At 69.3% G+C, this 23,134-nt stretch carries 22 protein-coding genes and 1 tRNA gene; 14 read left to right on the top strand and 9 right to left on the bottom strand.

Going from position 1 to position 23,134, the window contains the following annotated elements:
* Positions 1 to 7: 7 nt before the first annotated feature.
* Entirely contained in the window at positions 8 to 1,321 is a 1,314-nt protein-coding gene (gltA, locus tag EIP85_RS01585) for a citrate synthase (RefSeq protein WP_127900378.1), read from the top strand.
* 147 nt (positions 1,322 to 1,468) lie between these two features.
* Here the strand turns inward: gltA and EIP85_RS01590 are convergent, their stop codons facing one another.
* The 3 genes from EIP85_RS01590 to EIP85_RS01600 all read right to left on the bottom strand — a co-directional run bounded on the left by EIP85_RS01590 (position 1,469) and on the right by EIP85_RS01600 (position 4,972).
* On the bottom strand, positions 1,469 to 1,738 hold the full coding sequence (locus EIP85_RS01590; RefSeq protein ID WP_127900379.1) for a hypothetical protein: 270 nt from the start codon (positions 1,736 to 1,738) through the stop codon (positions 1,469 to 1,471).
* The gene (locus EIP85_RS01595) at positions 1,728 to 4,529 is read right to left on the bottom strand and encodes a [protein-PII] uridylyltransferase family protein (RefSeq protein WP_127900380.1); all 2,802 of its coding nucleotides are present in this window, start codon (positions 4,527 to 4,529) and stop codon (positions 1,728 to 1,730) included. Before EIP85_RS01595 ends, EIP85_RS01590 begins: the two co-directional genes overlap by 11 nt.
* 68 nt (positions 4,530 to 4,597) lie before the next feature.
* A complete protein-coding gene (locus EIP85_RS01600; protein WP_127900381.1) occupies positions 4,598 to 4,972 on the bottom strand; it encodes a nuclear transport factor 2 family protein in 375 nt (124 codons plus the stop codon).
* Between the two features lie 92 nt (positions 4,973 to 5,064).
* On the opposite strand from EIP85_RS01600, the gene EIP85_RS01605 reads away from it, so the two are divergent.
* Both EIP85_RS01605 and EIP85_RS01610 read left to right on the top strand, forming a co-directional pair.
* On the top strand, positions 5,065 to 5,535 hold the full coding sequence (locus EIP85_RS01605; RefSeq protein ID WP_127900382.1) for a YbaK/EbsC family protein: 471 nt from the start codon (positions 5,065 to 5,067) through the stop codon (positions 5,533 to 5,535).
* A 328-nt stretch (positions 5,536 to 5,863) separates the two neighbouring features.
* Positions 5,864 to 7,252 carry a pyridoxal phosphate-dependent decarboxylase family protein gene (locus EIP85_RS01610; RefSeq protein ID WP_127900383.1) on the top strand — a complete coding sequence of 463 codons (1,389 nt, stop codon included), beginning with the start codon at positions 5,864 to 5,866 and terminating at the stop codon, positions 7,250 to 7,252.
* Between the two features lie 63 nt (positions 7,253 to 7,315).
* Here EIP85_RS01610 and EIP85_RS01615 read toward each other — a convergent pair whose 3' ends face one another.
* Complete coding sequence (locus EIP85_RS01615) at positions 7,316 to 7,906, bottom strand: outer membrane protein (protein ID WP_127900384.1); 591 nt, start codon at positions 7,904 to 7,906, stop codon at positions 7,316 to 7,318.
* 231 nt (positions 7,907 to 8,137) lie between these two features.
* Between EIP85_RS01615 and EIP85_RS01620 the strand changes: the two genes are divergently transcribed.
* Together EIP85_RS01620 and EIP85_RS01625 are read left to right on the top strand one after the other, a co-directional pair.
* Positions 8,138 to 8,884 (top strand): SDR family NAD(P)-dependent oxidoreductase, encoded by a 747-nt coding sequence (locus EIP85_RS01620; RefSeq protein ID WP_127900385.1) that lies wholly within the window; start codon positions 8,138 to 8,140, stop codon positions 8,882 to 8,884.
* A complete protein-coding gene (locus EIP85_RS01625; protein WP_127900386.1) occupies positions 8,884 to 9,495 on the top strand; it encodes a hypothetical protein in 612 nt (203 codons plus the stop codon). Before EIP85_RS01620 ends, EIP85_RS01625 begins: the two co-directional genes overlap by 1 nt.
* Positions 9,496 to 9,785: 290 nt before the next feature.
* Here the strand turns inward: EIP85_RS01625 and EIP85_RS01630 are convergent, their stop codons facing one another.
* From EIP85_RS01630 to EIP85_RS01640, 3 genes are all read right to left on the bottom strand, one after another.
* Positions 9,786 to 11,609: an ABC-F family ATP-binding cassette domain-containing protein gene (locus EIP85_RS01630; RefSeq protein ID WP_127900387.1), complete on the bottom strand. Its 1,824-nt coding sequence runs from the start codon at positions 11,607 to 11,609 to the stop codon at positions 9,786 to 9,788.
* Between the two features lie 64 nt (positions 11,610 to 11,673).
* Positions 11,674 to 12,429 (bottom strand): GNAT family N-acetyltransferase, encoded by a 756-nt coding sequence (locus tag EIP85_RS01635; protein WP_127900388.1) that lies wholly within the window; start codon positions 12,427 to 12,429, stop codon positions 11,674 to 11,676.
* 101 nt (positions 12,430 to 12,530) lie between these two features.
* The gene (locus EIP85_RS01640; RefSeq protein ID WP_241559859.1) at positions 12,531 to 12,998 is read right to left on the bottom strand and encodes an outer membrane protein assembly factor BamE; all 468 of its coding nucleotides are present in this window, start codon (positions 12,996 to 12,998) and stop codon (positions 12,531 to 12,533) included.
* Positions 12,999 to 13,109: 111 nt separating this feature from the next.
* Between EIP85_RS01640 and EIP85_RS01645 the strand changes: the two genes are divergently transcribed.
* The 9 genes from EIP85_RS01645 to EIP85_RS01685 all read left to right on the top strand — a co-directional run bounded on the left by EIP85_RS01645 (position 13,110) and on the right by EIP85_RS01685 (position 19,132).
* A complete protein-coding gene (locus EIP85_RS01645) occupies positions 13,110 to 13,667 on the top strand; it encodes a YceD family protein (RefSeq protein WP_127900389.1) in 558 nt (185 codons plus the stop codon).
* A gap of 230 nt (positions 13,668 to 13,897) precedes the next feature.
* Positions 13,898 to 14,104 (top strand): 50S ribosomal protein L32, encoded by a 207-nt coding sequence (gene rpmF / locus EIP85_RS01650; RefSeq protein WP_127900390.1) that lies wholly within the window; start codon positions 13,898 to 13,900, stop codon positions 14,102 to 14,104.
* Between the two features lie 25 nt (positions 14,105 to 14,129).
* On the top strand, positions 14,130 to 15,248 hold the full coding sequence (gene plsX, locus EIP85_RS01655; protein WP_127900391.1) for a phosphate acyltransferase PlsX: 1,119 nt from the start codon (positions 14,130 to 14,132) through the stop codon (positions 15,246 to 15,248).
* On the top strand, positions 15,245 to 16,216 hold the full coding sequence (locus EIP85_RS01660; RefSeq protein WP_127900392.1) for a beta-ketoacyl-ACP synthase III: 972 nt from the start codon (positions 15,245 to 15,247) through the stop codon (positions 16,214 to 16,216). Before plsX ends, EIP85_RS01660 begins: the two co-directional genes overlap by 4 nt.
* A gap of 86 nt (positions 16,217 to 16,302) precedes the next feature.
* A complete protein-coding gene (gene ihfA / locus EIP85_RS01665) occupies positions 16,303 to 16,605 on the top strand; it encodes an integration host factor subunit alpha (protein ID WP_127900393.1) in 303 nt (100 codons plus the stop codon).
* Positions 16,606 to 16,618: 13 nt separating this feature from the next.
* Positions 16,619 to 17,287, top strand: a complete 669-nt coding sequence (locus tag EIP85_RS01670; protein ID WP_127900394.1) for a MerR family transcriptional regulator — start codon at positions 16,619 to 16,621, stop codon at positions 17,285 to 17,287.
* A gap of 62 nt (positions 17,288 to 17,349) precedes the next feature.
* Positions 17,350 to 17,427 (top strand) — tRNA-Pro (locus EIP85_RS01675).
* 82 nt (positions 17,428 to 17,509) lie between these two features.
* The gene (locus EIP85_RS01680) at positions 17,510 to 18,598 is read left to right on the top strand and encodes a 2'-deoxycytidine 5'-triphosphate deaminase (RefSeq protein ID WP_127900395.1); all 1,089 of its coding nucleotides are present in this window, start codon (positions 17,510 to 17,512) and stop codon (positions 18,596 to 18,598) included.
* Between the two features lie 96 nt (positions 18,599 to 18,694).
* Positions 18,695 to 19,132, top strand: a complete 438-nt coding sequence (locus EIP85_RS01685; protein ID WP_127900396.1) for a hypothetical protein — start codon at positions 18,695 to 18,697, stop codon at positions 19,130 to 19,132.
* 55 nt (positions 19,133 to 19,187) lie between these two features.
* On the opposite strand, the gene EIP85_RS01690 is transcribed toward EIP85_RS01685, so the two are convergent.
* Both EIP85_RS01690 and EIP85_RS01695 read right to left on the bottom strand, forming a co-directional pair.
* Positions 19,188 to 21,134, bottom strand: a complete 1,947-nt coding sequence (locus EIP85_RS01690) for a potassium transporter Kup (RefSeq protein ID WP_206615420.1) — start codon at positions 21,132 to 21,134, stop codon at positions 19,188 to 19,190.
* Between the two features lie 23 nt (positions 21,135 to 21,157).
* Positions 21,158 to 23,092 carry a potassium transporter Kup gene (locus EIP85_RS01695; protein WP_127900397.1) on the bottom strand — a complete coding sequence of 645 codons (1,935 nt, stop codon included), beginning with the start codon at positions 23,090 to 23,092 and terminating at the stop codon, positions 21,158 to 21,160.
* Between the last annotated feature and the right edge of the window lie 42 nt (positions 23,093 to 23,134).

Genomic DNA, 23,134 nt, shown 5'->3' on the forward strand with positions numbered 1-23,134 from the left:
ATGAGGGATGCCTGAAGCCAAGAAGTCGCCGGTCGCCAAGTCGACTGCCACGCTGACCTTCGACAACAAGTCGGTCGAGCTGCCGATCTATTCGCCGAGCGCGGGCCCGGATGTCATCGACATCCGCAAGCTCTATGCCCAGGGCGACGTCTTCACCTACGATCCGGGCTTCACCTCCACCGCCTCCTGCGAGTCGACGATCACCTTCATCGACGGCGACAAGGGCGAGCTGCTCTACCGCGGCTACCCGATCGACCAGCTGGCCGAGCAGAGCTCCTATATCGAGGTCTGCTACCTGCTTCTTTACGGCGAACTGCCGAGCGCCAAGCAGATGTCGGAATTCCGCCAGCGGGTGACGCGGCACACGATGGTGCACGAGCAGATGCACTACTTCTTCCGCGGCTTCCGCCGCGACGCGCATCCGATGGCCACCATGGTCGGCGTGGTCGGCGCGATGTCGGCCTTCTACCACGACAGCCTCGACATCACCGACGAATGGCAGCGCGAGGTGGCCGCGATCCGCATGATCGCGAAGATGCCGACGATCGCGGCGATGGCCTACAAGTACGCCATCGGCCAGCCGTTCGTCTATCCGCGCAACGACCTCGACTACGCGGCGAACTTCCTGCACATGTGCTTCTCGGTCCCGGCGGAACCCTATGAGGTGAACCCGATCCTGTCGAAGGCGATGGATCGGATCTTCACGCTGCACGCCGATCACGAGCAGAACGCCTCCACATCGACCGTCCGGCTCGCCGGCTCCTCGGGGGCGAACCCGTTCGCCTGCATCGCGGCCGGCATCGCCTGCCTCTGGGGCCCGGCCCATGGCGGCGCCAACCAGGCCTGCCTCGAGATGCTGCGCGAGATCGGCACCGTCGACCGGATCCCCGAGTTCATCGCGCGGGCCAAGGACAAGAACGACCCGTTCCGCCTGATGGGCTTCGGCCACCGCGTCTACAAGAACTTCGACCCGCGCGCGAAGGTGATGAAGGAAAGCGCCGACGAGGTGCTGGACCTGCTCGGCATCCACGACAACGAGACGCTCAAGGTCGCCAAGGAGCTGGAGCGCATCGCGCTGGAGGACGAATATTTCGTCGAGAAGAAGCTCTACCCGAACGTGGACTTCTACTCCGGCATTATCCTGGAGGCGATGGGCTTCCCGACCTCGATGTTCACCCCGATCTTTGCGCTGTCGCGGACCGTGGGATGGATCTCGCAGTGGAAGGAGATGATTGCGGACGAGGCCCAGAAGATCGGCCGCCCGCGCCAGCTCTACGTCGGCGCGACCAAGCGCGACTACGTCAATATCTCCAAGCGCTGAGGCGCCTTGGGCCAGATGAGAGCGGCCGCCCCCCGGGGCGGCCGTTTTCGTTTCGAGGGGGATAGCCAAGGCAGAGGGCCGGGCTGCGCCCCATCCGATCCGATCCCGTAGGGTGCGCAGTCATCGCGCACCACGCCCACGCCGCGCCTACTGCCCGACCCGCGCCGCCCGTCCGCCGCGCCGCTTCGGCGGCGCCGCCGCGACCAGCCCTTCGGTCAGAACCTTGGTCATCGGATGATCGGGCGCGCGGCTGCCGTAATCGGCCAACACGGCCCGGATCGCGTCCCTCGCGTCCTGCCCCGCCGGCAGGCTCAGCGCCCAGTCGAAGAAGATCGAGCGGCATTCCGGCTCGCTGATCCCCTCGATCACATAGCTTTCCCGCATCAGCCCCTTGCGGTCCACCTCTTCAGCCTTCACGGCCCGCCTCCCCATCGCGCGTTCCTTCCGTTCCAAGCGCGGCATCGACCACGCGCGCCGCGGCCGCGCATAGCGCCGCCAGCCGCGCGGCCAGCGCCGCCACATCCGGCTGGTCGGTCTCGCGCAGGAGCATCGCCCGCGCGCCTTCGCCCAGGCCCGCCACATCCCGCGTGCCCAGAAGCTTGGTAGCACATCGCAGCCGCCAGCAGAGCCGATAAGCGGCCAAAAGCGCCGCTTCGGCGTCATCGGAGAGCCGGCCGGCCTTCGCCCCCGCGCGCAGCTGCGCCTCCACCCCGCGCGCGGGAGAGGCCGCCTGCAGCGCCGCCATCTGGGCCAGAAGCTCGATATCCATCAGCCGCCCCGGGCCGCGCTTCACGTCCCAGGCCTCCGGCGCGCCATGGGCCGCGGCCAGCCGCGCGCGCATGTCGGCCACGTCGGCCCGCACCCCGTCCCCGCCGCTCTTCTCGGCCAGAAGCGCGCGGCGGAAGGCCTCCACCTCGTCGCCCAGCTCCGGGTTGCCGGCCAGCGGCCGCGCCCGGGTCAGCGCAAGATGCTCCCAGGTCCAGGCCTCGCTGCGCTGGTAGTCGCGAAACGCGGCAAGCGAGGTCGCGACAGGCCCCTGCCGGCCCGAGGGGCGCAGCCGCATGTCGACCTCGTAGAGCCGCCCCTGCGCCATCTGCGCGGTCAGCGCCGTCACCAGTGCCTGGGTCAGGCGCGCATAATAGGCCCGTGCGGCAAGCGGGCGGCGGCCGTCCGAGGCCTCCACCCCCGCCGGGTCGTAGATCACGATCAGGTCCAGGTCGCTGTCCGAATGCAGCCGACCCGCGCCAAGGGATCCCATCCCCAGCACGACAGCCCCCCGCCCGGGCGGCGCGCCGTGCTTGGCGGCGAACTCGGCCACGCAGGGCTCCCAGAGCGCGCCGACGACCGCCGCGGCCAGGTCGGCATATTGCCCGCCCGCCTCGAACCCCTCGATCAGGCCGCGCAGGTGATGCACCCCGATGCGGAAATGCCATTCCTTCGCCCGCGCCCGCGCGACGTCCAGCTTGCGCTCGTAATCGTCGTAGCGGGCCAGCTCCGCCGAAAGCTCCGCCTGCAGCGCCGCCCGCCCTGGCCAGGGCGCGAAGAACCCGCCCCCGATCACCCCGTCCAGCACGCCCGCGTTGCGCGAAAGATAGACCGCAAGCGCCGGCGCGGTGGCGCAGATATCGACGATTAGGTCGATCAGCTGCGGGTTGGCCTCGAAGAGCGAGAACAGCTGCACCCCCGCCGGCAGACCCGCAAGGAATCCGTCGAAGGCCCTGAGCGCCGCCTCCGGGTCCGCCGCCCGCATCAGCCGCTTCAGCATCGCCGGGCGCAGCCGGTCGAAGATCTCCACCGCCCGGGTCGAGCGCAGCGCCGGCAGGCCCTGCCAGCCGCGCACGATGCGCTCCGCCGCCTCGCTCAGCTCCGGCAGGGCCTCGCTTTCGGAGGGGGCGAAGAAATCCTCGGTCAGCGCCGCGACGCGTTCCAGCCGCGCCTTGAGCCCGATGCGAAACGCCCGCGTGTCGGGCGCACCGCAGAACCGCGCCAGCCGGTCGAAGCCCTCCGCAGCCATCGGCAGCGCATGGGTCTGCGCGTCCTGCACCATCTGCAGGCGATGCTCCACCTCCCGGTGCGCGCAGTAAAGCGCGGTCAGCTCGCCCGCCTCCTCCGCCCCGACCCAGCCCTTCCCGGCCAGCCGCGCCAGCCCCTCCACCGTGCCGCGCACCCGCAGCTCCGGATCGCGCCCGCCCGCGATCAGCTGCCGGGTCTGCGTGAAGAACTCGATTTCCCGGATGCCGCCGGGGCCGAGCTTCATGTCATGCCCCTCGAGCGTGATCGGCCCGTGAAGCCCCTTGTGCGAGCGGATCCTCAGCCGCATGTCATGCGCGTCCCGGATGGCCGCGAAGTCGAGATGCCGGCGCCAGACGAAGGGCGTCAGCGTGGCGAGGAACCGCTCCCCCGCCGCGATATCGCCGGCGCAGGCCCGCGCCTTGATATAGGCCGCGCGTTCCCAGGTCCGCCCCTCGCCCTCGTAGTAAAGCTCGGCCGCGCCCATCGACAGGCACACCGGCGTGGCCGAGGCGTCGGGGCGCAGCCGGAGGTCCGTGCGGAACACGTAGCCCTCCGCCGTCAGGTCGGACAGCAGCGCCATCAGCTTGCGCGTGACCCGGATGAAGGCCGCCCGCGCCTCCAGCGCCGCGCCCTCGTAACGGGTCTCGTCGAAAAGGCAGACAAGGTCGATGTCGGAGGAATAATTGAGCTCGAACGCCCCCATCTTGCCCATGGCAAGCGCCACCATCCCGCCCGCCGTCGCGGCATCCCCGGGCGCCGCGCCGGGCAGCTTGCCGCGGCGGATCTCCTCGGCCACCAGCCGCTTCATGCCCAGGTCCACGGCCCGGTCCGCAAGCCGCGTGAGGGCCGTGGTGACTTCGGCCAGTGCCCAGACCCCGCCCAGATCGGCGAGCCCCGCGAGAAGCGCCACCCGCCGCTTCGCCTGCCGCAGCGCCGGGCCGAGCTGGTCGAGCTCCAGCCCCTCCAGCCCGCCCAGCACGGCGTCGATCCCCGCCTCCGGCGCGCCGGAAAGCGCGTCGCGCAGCCAGTCCGCCTCCCGCGCCATCAGGCCCTTGAGATAGGGCGAACAGCCCGCGGTCCCGGCCAGCAGGCCGCGCAGCTCGGGCGCGAGATCGGCAAACTCCGCCGCCACCTCGGCGCCGGCATCGGCGTCGAAGGCGATCGGCGCGCGGGTCAGTCGGGCGGCGAAGCTCATGGCGCGAAGATGCGGCGCGGCTTGGGCCCGGTCAATGGGAAGCGGGAGCCGCCGCCGTCGGGACGTCATCAGACGGGCGCCACCCCATCCGCCGCCGTGTCCTGGCTGAAGACGTTTCGCCAGCCATCCAACCCTTCGCGCCAGACGGAAGCCACGTACATCGCCTCCCATTCCGACCTGGCGACGCGAAGAAACTCGGCCCGGTAGGCAAGAAGCACGACCCCGGGGCCGAGATCGAGAAGCCGCGCCTCCGACAGGCGATAACCGGCGACCGTCGGCCCGTCCGAGAGCTGGCCCGAGTGCTCCGCCCTGTCGGCAAAGCCGGTGGCATAGAGCCCGACGAACCCCTCCTCCAGCAGCGCCTCATCCACCGCCGCATCGCCCGTCACCAGCGCCTGCCAGACCGCGCGTTCTAGTGCGAGGATATCTTCGATCATAACCATGACCCGACCATGCCAGCGCCCGCGATCCTGTCAACGGGGGGTTGAGGCCGCCCGCCCGAGGCGACATGGTGGCGCGAACCAGGGAGGGGCGGATGAGCAAGAGCCTGAAACGCGTGAAGGCGGCGCTGGAGGCCGCGGGCGTCACGACCGAGATCGTCGCCGCCGAGGAGGACACCCGCACCGCCGCCCAGGCGGCCTCCGTCGCGGGCTGCGCGCTCGATCAGATCGTGAAGTCGATCATCTTCCGCGGCGAGACCTCGGGCCATGTCCGGCTGTTCCTGACCGCCGGCGGCAACCAGGTGAGCGCCGAGAAAGCCTCCGCCCTCGCCGGGGAGCCTCTGGGCCGCGCCGATGCCGACCTCGTGCGCGCCGAGACCGGCTTTGCCATCGGCGGCGTCTCTCCCGTCGGCCACATCGCCCCGGTGACGGCCTTCCTCGATCCGCGGCTGATGGAGTTCGCGACGGTCTGGGCCGCCGCCGGCACCCCGCGCCACATCTTCTCGATCCCGCCCGGAGAGCTGCACCGCATCACCGGCGCCGAGATCGCGGATTTCACGGTCTGAATCACCCCCGCCCCTTGGCCCGAAACAGCGTCGCGCAGCGACGCCGGGCCAGCGCCCGTCCGCCCCCAAGGGCGGGCGCTTCTGGTGAGTATGCCGCCCCGGCAAACCGAAGGGGTACGTTACGCCATAAACGGACAGAGCTCAGTCGGCGTCGGCGCCCACCCGCGGACGCACACCGGCCCTCCTCCGCGTAGGATGCGCATTCATTGCGCATCCCTTGCCCACCCGCGAACGGCCCCTGCCGCTCCTCCCCATGCGCGCCCGCCCCCCGCCTTGCCCCCGGTCCCCCGCCATGGCTTTATCCGCCCGCGAAGAACAGGGGGACGGGATGAACCACGACGATCTGAGGGACTGGTCGAAAAAGGCCGCGGACTGGACCCATGCCTATCACGCGGGCCTGCGCGACCGCCCCGTCCGCGCCCCGCTGAACCACGGCGCCACGGCCGCCCGGCTCCCCGATACCCCGCCCGAGGCGGCCGAGCCGATGGAGGCGATCTTCGCCGATTTCGAGCGCCTGGTGCCCGACGCCATGACCCATTGGCAGCACCCCCGCTTCTTCGCCTATTTCCCCGCGAACGCCGCCCCCGCCTCCATGCTGGCCGAGCAGCTCGCCAATTCCATGGCCGCCCAGGCCATGCTCTGGCAGACCTCCCCCGCCGCCACGGAGATGGAGGAGGTGATGGTCCGCTGGCTCGCCCGGGCCCTCGGCCTGCCGGAGGGCTTCCGCGGCACGATCCACGACACCGCCACCACGGCCACCCTCGCCGCCACCCTGACCATGCGCGAACGCGCGCTGGACTGGGCGGGGCTGACCAGGGGCCTCTCCGCCGCCCCGCGCCTCAGGATCTACGCCAGCGCCGAGACGCATTCGTCCATCGACAAGGCCGTCCGCGTCGCGGGCATCGGGCAGGAGAACCTCGTCAAGGTCCCGACCGACGCCGCCCACGCCATGGACCCCGCCGCCCTCGCCGCCCTGATCCGCGCCGACCGCGCCGCAGGCTACCTGCCGGCCGGCGTGGTGATCTGCTGCGGCGGCACCTCCATCGGCGCCTTCGACCGCGTGGCCGAGACGATCGCCGTCGCCCGGGCCGAGGACCTCTACACCCATGTCGACGCCGCCTGGGCCGGCTCCGCCATGATCTGCCCGGAGTTCCGGCCGCTCTGGGCCGGTGTCGAGGGCGCCGATTCGGTGGTCTTCAACCCGCACAAATGGCTCGGCGCGCAGTTCGACTGCTCGGTGCAGTTCCTCGCCGACCCGGTCCCCCAGATCCGCACCCTCGGCCTGCGCCCCTCGTTCCTGGAAACCCTCGGCGCGGGCGAGGTCACCAATTTCAACGAATGGACCCTGCCGCTGGGCCGCCGCTTCCGCGCGCTGAAGCTCTGGTTCCTGATCCGGGCCTACGGGCTGGACGGCCTGCGCCAGCGCATTCGCAACCACGTCGCATGGTCGGAAGAGCTGGCCCGCGCCATCGCCGCCCGCCCGGGCTTCGAGGTCACCACCGGGCCCGCGCTCTCGCTCTTCACCTTCGCGCTGAGCGCGGGCGACGCGGCGACCGAGGCGCTCTTCACCCGCATAAACGACGACGGGCGGATCTACCTCACCCAGACCCGGCACGAGGGCCGCTTCGTCATCCGCCTGCAGGTCGGCTCCTTCGACTGCACGCGCGAGGACGTGATGACCACGCTCGACGTGCTCGACGATCTCGCCCCGGCCTGACAGGCAGGCACAACGAAAAAGGGGCGGCCGAAGCCGCCCCCTCCCGAACCTTCCGGACAAGGCTCAGAACTTGAACATCACCCGCGCCTGAAGCTGGGTGTTCTTCAGGTCGGTGCCGTTGGCCACGCCATTGCTGTACATGGTGTAATCGGCTTCGCCGCCGACCACGATATTGTGGGTCAGCTGGTAGTCGAGGCCGACGCCGATCAGCTTGCCGACGCCATGCACGTTCTGGGCATGGGTCGCGCCGAGCGCGCCGTAGACCATCGTGCGGCCCATATCGACGCCGCCCTTCAGCTTGGCATCATAGGTCTGCTTCAGCGTGCTGGCACCATAGTTCGCGTGCATCTTGCTCGCGCCGACTTCGCCGCCGAGGACGAACTTGCCGAAATCGTAGTTGTAACCAGCGAAGAGGCTGCCGACGCCGCTCGACCCGCTCGCGCCGGGCGAACTCTTGGCCTTGTCGTAGCCGAGGCCGAGGCCCACGTAGCCGCCGGTCCAGTCATTGGTCATCACCGGCGCGGGCGTCTGCACCGGCGCCGGCGCGGTCACCGCGGGTTCCATTTTCGGGGCGGCCAGGCTGCCGGCGAAGGCCGGGATCGCGAGCGTGGCGGCCGAAGCGGTTGTCACGGCGAGGAGGGTTATCCGTTTCATTCCGTATCTCCAGTTTTTGCCTGCATAGGGCTTTGTGCCGGGCTGAGGATGCCCCGCTGTTCGAGGACATAGGCGCGTCTCCCACGCGGTTTAAGCCCCCAAACCCACACGAAATTTTGTGCGCTGACTTTTGCCGGAGATCGGCTGAAATTGGCCGAGATTGCGCGGAAATCGGCCCTTGCCGGCAGGCCGCCGCCGGCCCACCATCTTGATGAATTCAGGGAGGAACCCATGCATATCGGCAACAGTGCAGCCGTCGTCACCGGCGGCGCTTCGGGCCTTGGGGCCGCGACGGCACGCGCGCTCAGGGCGAGTGGGGCGCAAGTCACTCTCCTGGATCGAAATATTGCCGCGGGCGAGGCGTTCGCGGCCGAGATCGGCGCGCAGTTCGCCGAGGCCGACGTGACGGACGAAGCCTCCGTCGCCGCGGCCCTTGCCCAGGCAGTCCGGGCCATGGGTGCGATCACGGCGCTTATCAACTGTGCCGGTATCGTGATCGGAGAGCGCACGCTGGGCCGCGACGGCCCGCACGGCCTCGCAAGCTTCCGCCGAGTCGTCGACGTAAACCTGGTCGGCAGCTTCAACTGCGCCCGCCTCGCCGCCGCCGAAATGGCGAAGAACGCGGGCGAGGAGAAGGGCGTGATCGTCAATACCGCCTCCGTCGCCGCCTTCGACGGGCAGAAGGGCCAGGCCGCGTACGCCGCCTCCAAGGCCGCCATCGCCGGGATGACCCTGCCGCTCGCCCGGGACCTCGCGGGATTCGGCATTCGCGTCTGCGCCATCGCCCCCGGCGTCATCGCCACCCCGATGCTGGAAAGCCTACCGGCCGAGGTGCAGGCGAGCCTCGCCGCCGAGGTCCCCTTCCCCAAGCGCCTCGGCCGGCCGGAGGAATACGCCGCCCTCGTCCTCTCGATCCTCGAGAACGAGTATCTGAACGGCGACGTCATCCGTCTCGACGGGGCCCTGCGGATGCGCTGATGCCCCGCCAGAACCGCGTCACCCCGGACGGAGAGATCGTCGCAAGCCCGGCCCGGGGCCTCGTCATGGGCAACCGCGGCTGCCTGCACGATGCCGAGGGCAGGCTCGGTACGGCGCGCTGGCGCCATGCGCACTGGATCATCTGCACGCTCAGCTTCAAGGGCCGCTGGCGCCCGATCATGGCGCCAAACCGCTGGACCGAGCTGTTCTTTCTTGACGAGGCCGTGGCGCTCGCCGCCGGCCACCGCCCCTGCGCCGAGTGCCGCCGCGCCGCCTATAACGCCTATCGCGCCGCCTTCGCGCCCGAACCCCTTCCCGCGCCCGAGATCGACCGCCGCCTTCACGCCGCCCGCGTCACCCCCACCCGCCGCCAGATCGCGCATGAGGCCCCGATCACGGGCCTGCCCGACGGCACCTTCCTGCGCCTGCCCGGCGAGGCCGCGCCGCTCCTCCTGCTGGCCGGCCGCCTGCTGCCCTGGCGGCCCGAGGGCTACGGCCCCGCGCTTCCACGCCCGGGGCGCGGGATGGCCGAAGTTCTCACGCCCAGCCCCAGCGTCGAGGCGCTCCGGAACGGCTACCGCCCCATCCTCCACCCCAGCGCGACGGGCTGACGAAAGCCCTCCCTTTTTCTTGGCCCGAAACAGCGAGCGCAGCTCGCCGGGCCAGCGCCCGTCCGCCCCCAAGGGCGGGCGCTATCGGGGAGTCCTCGCCCCGGCGCGACGAAGGGGGCGATTAAGCCATAAATGGACAGACCCGCCCTGCCGCGAGCGCCCACCCGCGGACGGCCGCCGGCCCTCCTCCCCGCGCAGGCGCGCTTTACCGGGGCGCTAAAGCCCCGTCCCGATTTACGGTGCAAAAGCGGTGCCGAACCGGTGCCGAACCGGTGCGATGCCGGCAAGCCTCAGCCCTCGGCCTTTTCCTCGAGCAGGAGCCACTCCTCCTCGGCCGCGCTCAGCGCCGCCTGTCGATCCGCCAGGGCGTCAGAGGCCTTGCGGAACTTCGCGGGTTCCTTCTCGTAAAGCCCCGGCGCAGCCATCAGATCAGAGAGCTTGGCGATCTCCGCCTCGAGCTTGGCGATCACCTCCGGCAGCGCCTCCAGCCGGTGCTTCTCGGCAAAGCTCAAACCGCTATTCTGCTGTTTTTCCGGTGCTTTGGGCGCCGAAGCTTTCACGGCCGCCGCCCGCTTCGCCTTCTCCGCCACCGCGACCACGGGCTCGGCGCCGCGCTGCGCGCGCATGTCGCTCCAGCCGCCGGCATAGACGGTGGCGCGACCACCGCCCTCCATCAGCACCGTCGTCGTCGCCACCCGGTCGATGAAATCCCGGTCGTGGCTGACCAGCAGGACCGTCCCCGGATATTCCCCCAGCACGTCCTGCAGCAGGTCCAGCGTCTCGACATCCAGATCGTTCGTCGGCTCGTCAAGCACCAGCACGTTGCTTTCCCGCGCCATCAGTTTCGCCAGCAGAAGCCGCGCGCGCTCGCCGCCCGAAAGCGCCCGGACCGGCGCCCGGGCCTGGCTCTCGTCGAAGAGAAAATCCTTAAGGTAGCCAACGACATGCCGGGGTGCGCCACGCACCATCACCTGGTCCGACCGGCCCGCCACGCCGATCTCCGGATCGCCGGTGAGGTTCTCCCAGAGGCTCGCCTCCGGGTCGAGCCGGGCGCGTGCCTGGTCGAAGACGGCGAGCTGCAGGTTCGTGCCCAGCCGCACCGTGCCGGCATCCGGCGCAAGCTCCCCGGTCAGAAGCTTCAGCAGCGTCGTCTTGCCCACCCCGTTCGGCCCGACGAAGGCCACCCGGTCGCCCCGCAGCACCTTCAGCGAGAAGTCGTTGACGATGCCAACTCCGCCGAAAGCCTTGGAGATTCCGGTCGCCTCCATCACCAGCTTGCCAGAGGTCGGCCCCGATTCCAGCTCCAGCGCGGCGGTGCCCTGGCGTCGGATCTGCGTCGCGCGCTCCGCCCGGAGCGCGGCCAGCGCGCGGACCCGGCCCTGGTTCCGCTTGCGCCGGGCAGAGATCCCCTCCACGGCCCATTTCGCCTCCGCCTTGATCTTGCGGTCAAGCTTGTGGCGGGCCTGGTCTTCCTCGGCCCAGAGCGTATCGCGCCAGTCCTCGAAGCCGGCGAAGCCCGCCTCGCGCCGCCGCACCTCGCCCCGGTCGATCCAGAGCGTCGCGCGGCTCAGCCCGGTCAGGAAGGCGCGGTCGTGGCTGATCAGCACGAAAGCCGTCCGCGTCCCGGACAGCTCCGCCTCCAGCCATTCGATCGCGGCGATGTCGAGGTGGTTGGTCGGCTCGTCAAGCAGCATCAGGTCCGGCTCTTCCGCCAGGATCTTCGCCAGCGCCGCCCGCCGCCGCTCGCCGCCCGACGCGGTGGCGACCGGGCGTGCCGGATCGAAATCAAGCCCCTCGGCAGCCACGGCGACGCGGTAGGTCTCGGCCTCCGGCAGGCCGCTCGCGGCATAGTCGCCGAGCGTTGAAAACCCCGCCATGTCAGGGTCTTGCTCCATGTATCTCACATGGATCCCGGCCGGCACGATGCGCGCGCCCGCGTCCGGCTCCACCAGCCCGGCCATGACCTTCAACAGGGTCGACTTGCCCGAGCCGTTGCGGCCCACCAGCGCCAGCCGGTCGCCGGGCTGAACGACAAGGTCGAGCCCTTCGAACAAGGGATTGCCCCCGAAACCGAGAGAGATGCCGGAGAGCTGGAGAAGGGGTGCGCGTGCCATGTGCGCGAGCTAATCGGCCCCCGTCGAAAGGTCAACGCCCGCCGCGCGCGGGGACCCCTGCGCCTTAGCCCGCCACGCCCCTCAGAAGCTTCTTGCGCGCGGGCGGAATGGCGCGGATCTCGAGGCCCGTGAAGACATGCAGCGTGTTGAGGTCGCGGTCCACCACCGCGTGGTCGCTGACCCAGCCGCCCATGACGAGGTAGGTCCGCAGGAGCGGCGGCATCGCCAGCATCGCCCGCTTCAGATCCGGCCGCTGGCGGCGCAGCACCCGGGCGAAGCGGAAGACATTCGGCGCCTTCACCCGCGGCAGCCAGCGTTTCGGCGCGAGGTGGCGCTCCTTCAGCATGGCGAAGGCATCGTGGTACCGCTCTGCCTCGATGCCGTGGAAGGAGGAGCAGCCGAAGAGCATCTCCACCCCCTCCTCGTCGACGAAGCGGGTCATCGCACCCCAGGCGACGCGGAGGATGTCGGGATCGCGCCAGTCGGGATGGATGCAGAACCGCCCCATCTCCACCATCGGCCCGTCGAAGGCCGAAAGCCTCGTGAGATTGTAGTATTGCGCCGAATAGCTCTGCCCGATCTCGGCCCCGCGGCGCAGCGGCAGCAGGCGGAAGCAGCAGACCAGCGCGCCGGTCTTCACCTCCTCGACCAGCACATGCCGGCATTGCCCGTCGAAGCGGTCGGCGTCGAGCCCGTCCGGCCGGGGCGCCGCCCCGCTCTCGGCGATGAAGGTCTGGTGGCGCAGGCGTTGCGCGGCCTGCAGATCCTCGGGGCCTTCGGCGAACCGTGCCGCGTAGCGCCCCTTGCGAAGCGAAAGCATGTCCGTTCTCCCTCGCGGTCCCGCGCCATGCGGACCCCGGTCAACGGGAAATATAGCATGCACCAGATGTCGGAACCACGACAGCGGCGGAGCGCCGCCGGTCAGTTCGACCCGCGAGACGGCAGGAAGTTCGACGGGTTGAAGTGGCCGAGATCGTTGAAGAGCTGCTGCAGCAGGCCCTCGCTCTTGACCGTGGAGCCGGTCTCGAGGCGCGAGATCGTCACCACATGGCCGTGCTTCAGGCCGAACTGCTCGACGTTCTTCACGCGGCCGGCCTTGTCGAAGCTGACCGCGACGACCTGACGCTTCACCTCGCGCGGCTTGAACGGGCCGTAATGGCGCCAGCGGCTCTGCACGTAATACCAGGCGTCGATATCCTGAAGCCCCTCGAGCGAAGGAGATCCGATCTCCTTCTGCACCTCGGCCTTGGTCTGACCGGCCTTTACCTGCGAAAGTTCGCTCGGCGCCGGCACGTAGCCGTGATCGTCGAAGGTTGCTGCGCAGCCCGCGAGCGCCAGCATCAGAATCCCTGCCGCACCTTTGCGCACCAGGCTGATCCTCTTGGCCATCCTGCCCCTCTTGCCACGCCGCTGCTTGCCCCGTATCCGACTTATAGAAGGTCGCCCGCCGGTTCAAGGAAGGAACGACGCTCCCTCTTCACCCGGCTGTCAGGAGACGAGATGGATCGAGACACCGCCCCCCACCGCATCCGCAGCAGTGATGTCGCCGGAAAACGGCGCATCGCCTTCCGGCTGACACCGAAGGCGGAGGATCGCGCCGCGCTGGCGGCCGAACTGGGTATCAGCGCGGTCGGGAAACTGGACTTCGAGGGCGCGCTTTCGCCGCTCGGGCGCAGCGACGTGGCGCTGGAGGGGCGGCTGAAGGCCAGCGTCACCCAGCCCTGCGTCGTCACCCTCGCCCCGGTCACCACCAAGATCGACGAGCCGGTCGCCCGCCGCTACCTGGCCGAGATGCCGGAGCCGGAGGGCGAGGAGGTCGAGATGCCCGAGGACGAGACGGCCGAGCCCCTGCCTCAGGTCATCGACCTGGCCGAGGTGATGGCCGAGGCCTTGGCGCTGACGCTCCCCCTTTACCCCCGCGCGCCGGGGGCCGAACTGGGTCCGGAGGCGGGCGAGTCGGTGGCGGAAGAGAGAAATCGCCCCTTCGCGGGACTCAAGGGCCTGCTCGATGGCAATTCCGGCGGCGAGGGCGGTGGAGAGGGCGGCAAGGAGGGCTAGACGCGCCGCGCTCGCCAGCGAAGGGACGGCGCCGGGGCTGCGCCGTTTTGGCGTGCTACGGGAAATTCGCGCCCGGAATCGGGCAGAAAGCACTTGCGCGGCAGCCGAATCCCAGTATGTTCCGCGCCTCGTTTACATGTTGGGTTGAAGGCGCCGAGCCCGCGGGGCATAAGTAGTCCAGCCCAAGGAAATCCAAGGGGCCCTGCCCCACCTAGACCCGAGGTTGACAGATGGCTGTCCCGCAGAACCGCGTTACCCGTTCCCGCCGCAACATGCGCCGTGCGCATGACGCGCTTACCGCCGCCAACCCGGCCGAATGCCCGAGCTGCGGCGAGCTGAAGCGCCCGCACCACGTCTGCCCGTCCTGCGGTCATTACGATTCGCGTGAAGTCGTGGCCTCGGTGGTCGACGCCGGCCTGGACGACGACGCGGCGTAAGCGCCCTCCGTCCCGCGCCTGACCGATGCCGAACGGATCAGATAATCGTACGGCCGGCGCGGCGAGCATAGTCATTTCCGTTGATGCGATGGGTGGCGATCGCGGCCCGGCGGCAGTCGTCGCCGGGATTGATCGGTCTGCCGCCAAGAATCCGGAAATCCGCTTCATCCTGCATGGCGACGAAGCGATCCTGAAGCGGCTGACGCGCCGGCGCAAGGCGCTGGCCGGCCGCTGCGACATCCGCCACGCCCCCCGCACCGTCACCATGGACGACAAGCCCAGCCAGGTCATGCGCCACGGCCAGGGCACCTCGATGTGGTCCGCGATCGAAAGCGTGCGCCAGGGCGAGGCCTCGGTCGTCGTCTCCTGCGGCAACACCGGCGCCCTGATGGCCGTCTCGATGATCCGCCTGCGCAAGATCGACGGCGTGAACCGGCCGGCCATCGCCTGCCTCTGGCCCTCGCGCAATCCCGGCGGGTTCAACGTGATGCTCGACGTCGGCGCCGATGTGAAGGCCGATGCCGAGGACCTGCGCCAATACGCGCTGATGGGCGCCTCCTATGCCCGCAACGGGCTGAAGCTGGTCCGGCCGCGGGTGGGGCTTCTCAACGTCGGCACCGAGGAAAACAAGGGCCGGCCCGAGCTGAAGCTCGCCTCCGACCTGATCGCCGCCTCTGCCGAGGTGGGCGGGTTCGACTACGTCGGCTTCATCGAGGGGGGCGACCTGCCCTCCACCCGGGTTGACGTGATCGTGACCGACGGCTTCACCGGCAACGTCGCACTGAAGACCGGCGAGGGCACCGCGCGGCTGATCGGGGATTTCCTGCGCGAGGCCTTCGCGGCTACCCCGCTCAGCCGGATCGCGGCGCTGCTGGCGCTGACCTCGCTGCGCCGGCTTCGGAAGAGAATCGACCCGCGCCGGGTCAACGGGGGCGTGTTCCTCGGCCTCAACGGCACGGTGGTGAAATCCCATGGCGGCGCGGATGCAACGGGCGTCTCGGCCGCGGTCAAGCTGGCCTTCCAGCTTGCCAAATCCGGGTTCCAGGAACGTCTCGCCGCACGGGTTGCCTCTGCCGGCCTGCCACGGCAGGATGCGGCACCCGCGGCCGATGGGACCGGGGAAGGGAGCGACAAGCCGCAATGACGATACGCGCCGTGGTGAAGGGCGTCGGGCATTACCTGCCCGAACGCATTGTCCCCAACGCAGAGTTCGAGGCGGCGCTGGACACGAGCGACGACTGGATCCGCTCGCGCACGGGCATCGAGCGCCGCCATATCGCGGCGCCGGGCCAGACCACCTCGGACATGGCGACGCGCGCCGCGCGCGCCGCGCTGGACGATGCCGGGCTCGAACCCTCCGACTTGGACACGATCATCGTCGCCACCTCGACGGCGGACCTGACCTTCCCCTCTGCCGCAACCATGGTGCAGCACGCGCTTGGGATGACCAACGGCTTCGCCTTCGACGTGCAGGCGGTCTGCGCCGGCTTCGTCTACGGTCTTGCCAACGCCAATGCGTTGATCCTCTCCGGCCAGGCGCGCCGGGTGATGGTGATCGGGGCAGAGACCTTCTCGCGCCTGATGGACTGGACCGACCGCTCCACCTGCGTGCTCTTCGGCGACGGCGCCGGCGCGCTGGTGCTGGAAGCGGCCGAGGGCGCCGGAACCTCTGCCGACCGCGGCATCCTGTCGTCGGACCTGCATTCCGACGGCACCTACCGCGACATCCTCTACGTCGACGGCGGCGTCGCCACCCGGACCACCGGGCATCTGCGCATGCACGGCAAGGAAGTGTTCCGTCACGCAGTCGAAAAGCTCGCCGCCACCGCCCATGCGGCGCTCGACAAGGCCGGGCTGACCAACGACGACGTTGACTGGATCGTGCCGCACCAGGCCAACCTGCGCATCATCAAGGCGACGGCCACCAAGATGGGCGTGCCGATGGACCGCGTGGTGCTGACGGTGCAGGATCACGGCAACACCTCGGCGGCCTCGATTCCCCTCGCGCTCTCCACCGGCAAGGCGCGCGGGCAGATCAAGCAGGGCGATCTGGTCGTCACCGAGGCGATCGGCGGCGGGCTGGCCTGGGGCTCGGTGGTTTTACGCTGGTAAAGGCGTCTGAACCCCCCGCCGCAAGCCATTGATATTGACTCGTAAAATTGCCTGCCTCACACTCCCCTGAAAACAGGGGGGCCAGAATGGGCGACAAGACTCTGACGCGGATGGACCTGAGCGAGGCCGTGTTCCGGGAAGTAGGGCTCTCCCGAAACGAATCCGCGCAACTGGTGGAAAGCGTCCTGCAGCACGTCTCCGACGCGCTGTCCGGCGGCGAAACGGTCAAGATTTCTTCCTTCGGCACCTTCTCGGTGCGCGACAAGGCAGCCCGGATCGGACGCAACCCTAAGACCGGCGACGAGGTACCGATTCACCCCCGCCGCGTTCTGACCTTCCGTCCGTCGCATCTGATGAAGGATCGGGTGGCGGCGGGCAACGGCCACTGAGGCCGGGCGCGGCATGGACAAGTCGCCCGACGCCTTCCGAACCATCTCCGAAGTCGCCGACTGGCTCGACACGCCGGCGCATGTGCTGCGCTTCTGGGAAAGCCGGTTCCCGCAGGTCCGTCCGGTCAAGCGCGCCGGCGGGCGGCGCTATTACCGCCCCTCCGACGTGGCGCTGCTCTCGGGCATCAAGAAGCTGCTGCATGACGACGGGCTGACCATCCGCGGCGTCCAGAAGATGCTGCGCGAGCAGGGCATCCGCCATGTCGCGAGCCTTGGCAGCGCCCCGGGCGATGCCGCCCAGGAGAACGAGGAAGAAAACATCTTCGCAGGCGGGGAAGAGGTCGCAGCGGCAGCCGGGGCCGAGACGGCAGAGGCCACGCCCTCCCCGCCCCCGGAACCGATTCCCCTTCGCCCGACCGCCGCGCCCGCGGCACAAGCCGCCCCCGACTCCGCGCCCGAACCCGCGGGCGAGCCGGACCTCTTTTCCCGCCCGGCCCCGGCGCCCGCTGCCGCCGCGCCCGGCCCCGTGCCGTCCACGTCGCGCGACGGTCTGATCGACCGCCTGCGGGGCCTCGACCCCGCCACGGCAGAGGCAGAGGCCCCGCGCCTGGCCGAGATCTACGCCCGTCTGAGCGCCCTGCGCGCCCGCATGGCGGCGGCGCCGAAAAAGAACGGCGACTGACCCCCCGGGTATGCGCTTTGACCCTTGCCCCCGCCGCGCAATCCGCTCTATATGGCCGCCGTCGGGCCGTAGCGCAGCCTGGTTAGCGCGTCCGTCTGGGGGGCGGGAGGTCGTGAGTTCGAATCTCACCGGCCCGACCAACATGAACCCGCCCGCTTCCCTCGCGGAGGCGGGCGGTTTCGTATCCGGGGGCACCTCCGGAGCGTTCTCGGGGAGGATGGCATGAGCAAATCCCAGGCCGGCGTCCTGCCGTCCCAGGCCCTCGAGGGTCTGATCGAAGCCGGCGCAATCTCCGCCGGCCCTGCCGTCACCGCGGCGCAGATCCAGCCCGCCAGCCTCGACCTGCGCCTCGGCCCCAAGGCCTACCGCGTCCGCGCCTCCTTCCTCGCCGGCCATGGCCGCAGCGTCGCCGAGCGGATCGAGGAATTCCGCATGCACGAGGTCAGCCTCGAAGGCGGTGCAGTGCTGGAAAAGGGCTGCGTCTACGTCGTGCCGCTGATGGAAAGGCTGAAACTTCCCGAGGGCATACAGGCCGTCGCCAATGCGAAAAGCTCCACCGGCCGGCTCGATCTGCTCACCCGCACCATCACCGACGGCGGCACCGAGTTCGACCGCATTCCCCTCGGCTACGAGGGCCCGCTTTATGCCGAGATCTGCCCGCGTTCCTTCTCCGTCCTCGTGCGGCCGGGCATGCGGCTCAACCAGATCCGCTTCCGCCGCGGCGAGGCCCGGCTGAGCGACGCCGAGCTTGCCGCGCTCCACGCCTCTGTCGGGCTTGTCGACCTCCCCCCGGTGATCGACGAGGGGCTCGGCTTCTCGGTCGACCTGAAGCCCGCCTCGGGCACCCTCGTCGGCTACCGTGCCAAGCCCCATACCGGGCTGATCGACCTCGACCGCATCGGCCAGTACGACCCCGCCGAATTCTGGGAGGAGGTTCACAGCGCCGATGGCCGCATCATCCTCGACCCCGGCGCCTTCTATATCCTCGTCAGCCGCGAGGCCGTGACGATCCCGCCCGACCACGCCGCCGAGATGGCGCCCTACCTGGCCATGGTGGGCGAGTTCCGGGTGCATTACGCGGGCTTCTTCGATCCCGGCTTCGGCTGGGCCGAGGCCGGCGGCGCGGGCTCCCGCGGCGTGCTGGAGGTGCGCTGCCACGAGGCACCCTTCGTGCTCGAACACGCCCAGGTGGTGGGCCGCCTCGTCTACGAACGCATGGCCGCCCCGCCCGAAACGCTTTACGGCGCAGGCATCGCCTCGAACTACCAGGGCCAGGGGCTGAAGCTCTCCAAGCACTTCCGCGCCGTCTGACCGGCCCGCCAGGGCGGGCAGCGCGCCCCGCGCCCTTCCCCTTGCGCCACCCCCCCGGCGGCGCGGTAATAATTCCGCCCGAGACCGGAGCGAATCATGCGTGCCCTGCCGACCTTCGCCGCCGTCCTGCTGCTCGCCCTTCCGGCGGCACGGATCGCCCATGCCGATAGCGCGATCAGCCTTGGCGTCTATCTCTGGAACGATCCCGACCAGGAGCCGGTGAAGGCGCAGTTCATATCACTGGCCAATGGCGACACGGAGATCGAGATCGACGGCCCCGACGGCAGCAAGAGCCTCTCGCACCCGACCACCGCGCAGGAGCGGAAACTGCTCACGGCGGCGGTGCAGGACCGGATGAAGGCGCTTTCGATGGACGACACCCTGCGCCCTGCGCCGCCCTATATCACCGTCGACTGGCACTTCAGCACCAACGCGGGCTATGTCGACAGTTCCGCCAGCTACCCGCTCGATGCAGTGCCGGCCGATGTGGTGGCGCTGGAAAAGGCGGTCTTCGGCAGCCCGCTCGGCCAGTAGCGGCCCGGCCGGGCGCGCCCCGCCCTGCGGGGGCCACCCATCGCCTCCTCAGACCTCAGACGGTGATCCGCGATCCCAGCTCCACCACGCGGTCGCGCGGCAGGTGGTAGAACTCGCTCGGATCGGCCGAGAAGCGCCCCAGCGTGATGTAGAGCCGGTCGAGGATGCGCGCATAGCCCGCCCGCGTCCCCATGATCAGCTTGCGCCGCCCGAGGAAGAACGAGGTGGTCATCACGTCGAACTTCAGCCCGTGCCGCCGGGCAAGGCCGAGCGCGCGGGAAAGGTTCGGCGTCTCCATGAAGCCGAAGCGCAGGCGCAGCCGCGAGAAATGCTCGTCGATCGGGGTGAATTCCACCCGCTCCTCCTCCGGGGCGACGGGGATGCGCATGGTCTCCACCGTCAGGATCACGTTCTTCTCGTGCAGCACCCGGTTGTGCTTGAGGTTGTGCAGCAGCGCCTGCGGCACGGCGGAGGGGTCGGAGGTCAGGAAGAAGGCGGTGCCGTCAACGCGCTTCACAGTGGCGCTGTCGGCGATGGAATGGGCGAAACCGTCCATGTCCACCTTCTCCTTGCTCTCGCGCGCCAGAACCAGCTGGGTGCCGCGCCACCAGGTCCACATGATCGTGGCGAAGGTGAAGGCCAGCAGCAGCGGAATATAGCCGCCCTCCGGCACCTTGGTCAGGTTCGACAGGAAGAACGTGCCTTCCAGCGCGACGAAGGGCACGGCGCCGATGGCGATCAGCCAGATCGGCATCTTCCAGCCCCGGCGGGAGTAGATGATGCCGAGCGTGGTATCGACCAGCATCGCGCCCGTAACCGCGATCCCGTAGGCCGAGGCAAGCGCGGAAGACGACCGGAAGGTCAGCACGAAGAACAGGACCCCGCCCAGCAACAGCCAGTTGACCGAGGGAATGTAGATCTGCCCGCTCTGGCGTTCGGAGGTGTGAACGATCGCCATTCGCGGCAGCAGCCCCAGCGCGATCCCCGCGCGGGCCATCGAATAGGCCCCGGTGATCACCGCCTGCGCCGCGATGATCGTGGCCACGGTGGCAAGCCCCACGAGGAGCGGCAGCGCCCAGTCCGGCACCATCAGGAAGAACGGGTTCTCCAGCGTCTTCGGATCGGCCAGCACCAGCGCGCCTTGCCCGAGGTATTGCAGCACCAGCGCCGGGAAGATCAGGCAAAGCCAGGCCAGCCGGATCGGCGCCTTGCCGAAATGGCCGAGGTCGGCATAAAGCGCCTCTGCCCCCGTCACCGCCAGGAAGACCGCGCCCAGCACGATGAAGGCGGTAAAGCCGTGATGGATCAGGAACGTCACGGCAAAGACCGGGTTGAAGGCCCAAAGCACCTCCGGGTCATGCACCAGGTGCAGCGTGCCCGTCACCGCCATGGCCAGGAACCACACCACCATGATCGGCCCGAAGGCCGAGGAGATCGCGGCCGTCCCGTGCCGCTGCACGAAGAAAAGGCCAAGCAGGATCCCCACCGTCACCGGCAGCACGTATTCCCCGAAGGCCGGCGCGACCAGGCCGATGCCTTCCACCGCCGATAGAACCGAGATCGCCGGCGTGATCACCGAATCGCCCAGGAACAGCGAGGCCCCCGCGATGCCGAGGCCGAGGACCACCAGCGAGCGCCGCCCGATGGCGAGCCGCGACAGGGTATAGAGCGCAAGCACGCCCCCCTCGCCGCGGTTGTCGGCGCGCAGCAGGTAGGCCACGTATTTCATCGTCACGATCATGGTCAGCGACCAGATCAGCAGCGACAGCACCCCGAAGACCTCGAAACGCGTCAGCCCGTCGGAGGCGACGGGCCGCAGCGCCTCGCGCAGCGCGTAAAGCGGACTTGTCCCGATATCGCCGTAGACGACCCCGATTGCGCCGATGGTCAGCATCGCGAGCCCGTTCTTGTGCGAGCCATGGGACTCTTCCTGTACCGCCTCTCCCTCGAGAGCCGTGATGTCGGTCCCCTCCGGAACGTCGCTCAGCTTGCTGGCTGCCATGGGTCGCCTTTGGTCAGTTTCAGTCAGAGAGTTATGCGAGAGCCGAGTTCGACCACCCGGTCGCGCGGCAGGGAGTAGAACTCACCCGGATCGGTCGAAAACCGGCCGAGTGCAAGGAAAAGTCGATCAAGCAGCCGGCCGAGGCCGCGCCGCCCACCGAGGATCACCTTGCGCCGCCCAAGGAAGAACGAGGTCGTCATCACGTCGAACTTCAGCCCGTGCCTGCGCGCAAGGCCAAGCGCACGGCTGAGGTTCGGCGTCTCCATGAAGCCGTAGCGCAGCTTCAGGCGGGCGAACCGCTCGTCGATGGGCAGGTATTCGATGCGCTCCTCGGGCGGGCAATGCGGGATGCGCAGCGTCTCCACCGTAAGGATGATGTTCCTGTCGTGCAGCACCTGGTTGTGCTTGAGGTTGTGCAGCAGCGCCTGCGGCACGGCGGTGGGATCGGAGGTGAAGAAGAAGGCGGTGCCCTTGGCGTGCAGAATGCGCTCCGACGTGGCGATCGAATGGGCGAAGCCGTCCATGTCCACCTTCTGCCGGGTCTCGCGCGAGCGGGTCAGCTGCACGCCGCGCCACCAGGTCCACATCACCAGCGCAAGACCGAGCGCGACCAGCACCGGAACGTAGCCGCCGTCGGGCAGCTTCAGAAGGTTGGAGGCCAGGAACGCCCCCTCCAGCGCCAGTAGCGGCGCGACGACCAGCGCCACCTGCCATCCCGGCCGTTTCCAGCCGCGCAGCATCAGGACGCAGGTCAGAACCGTCGTCACCACCATCGTACCGGTCACCGCGATCCCGTAGGCCGAGGCCAGCGCGGCGGAGGAACGGAAGCCGAATACCAGCGCCACCACGCCCGCGAAAAGCAGCCAGTTCACCGACGGGATGTAGATCTGCCCGCTCTGCCGCTCCGACGTGTGCCGGATCAGGAGGCGCGGCAGGAAGCCCAGCTGCACCGCCGACCGCGTCATCGAATAGGCCCCCGAGATCACCGCCTGCGAGGCGATGACGGTGGCGATCGTCGCCAGCACCACCAGCACCGGCAGCAGATGCGGCGAGACGAGTAGGAAGAAGGGATCGGCGACCGTCTCGGGATGGCGCAGCACCATGGCGCCCTGCCCGAGGTAGTTCAGCACCAGCGCCGGGAAGACCAGGCCGAGCCAGGCCAGCCGGATCGGCGCCTTGCCAAAGTGGCCGAGGTCGGCATAAAGCGCCTCTGCCCCGGTCACGGCCAGGAAGATCGCGCCCAGCACGACGAAGGCCACCGGCCCCTCCTCGACGAGAAAGCCGACGGCCCGGCGCGGATCGAAGGCCACGAGGATCGCCGGATCCTGCACCAGGTGATGCACCCCGGTCAGCGCGAGGATCAGGAACCAGGCCGCCGTGATCGGCCCGAAGGCGACAGAGACGGCGCCGGTCCCGTGCCGCTGCACAAGGAAAAGCGCGAAGAGAATGCCAAGCGTGGCGGGCAGGACCACGTCCGCCGCCTGTGGCGTGATCAGGGTCAGCCCCTCGACCGCGGACAGAACCGAGATCGCGGGCGTGATGATCGCATCGCCGAAAAACAGCGCCGCCCCCGCGATGCCGAGCGCCAGCACCCAGAACGACCGCCGCCCGATGGCTAGCCGCACCAGCGTGTAGAGCGCCAGCACCCCCCCTTCGCCGCGGTTGTCTGCGCGCAGCAGCAGCGTCACGTATTTGAGCGTGACGATGATCACCAGCGTCCAGATCAGGGTGGAGATGACGCCGATCACCTCGGACCGCTCCAGCCCGCCGCCGGAGACCGCACGCAGGCTCTCGCGCACGGCATAGATCGGGCTGGTGCCGATATCGCCGTAAACCACGCCCACCGCACCGAGGGTCAGCGCGAAAAGGCCGCCTCGATGGTCCTGGCCCTCGTCGTCGTCAGCCGCAAACGGCGCGACATCCGCGCCATCTGGCACATCACGAAGTGTGGCTATCATCAGAATCTGCTCTCAGCGCCGCCTGCCGTCCTGGGCAGACAA

The sequence above is a fragment of the Solirhodobacter olei genome (genome assembly GCF_004010155.1).
GTDB lineage: Bacteria > Pseudomonadota > Alphaproteobacteria > Rhodobacterales > Rhodobacteraceae > Solirhodobacter > Solirhodobacter olei.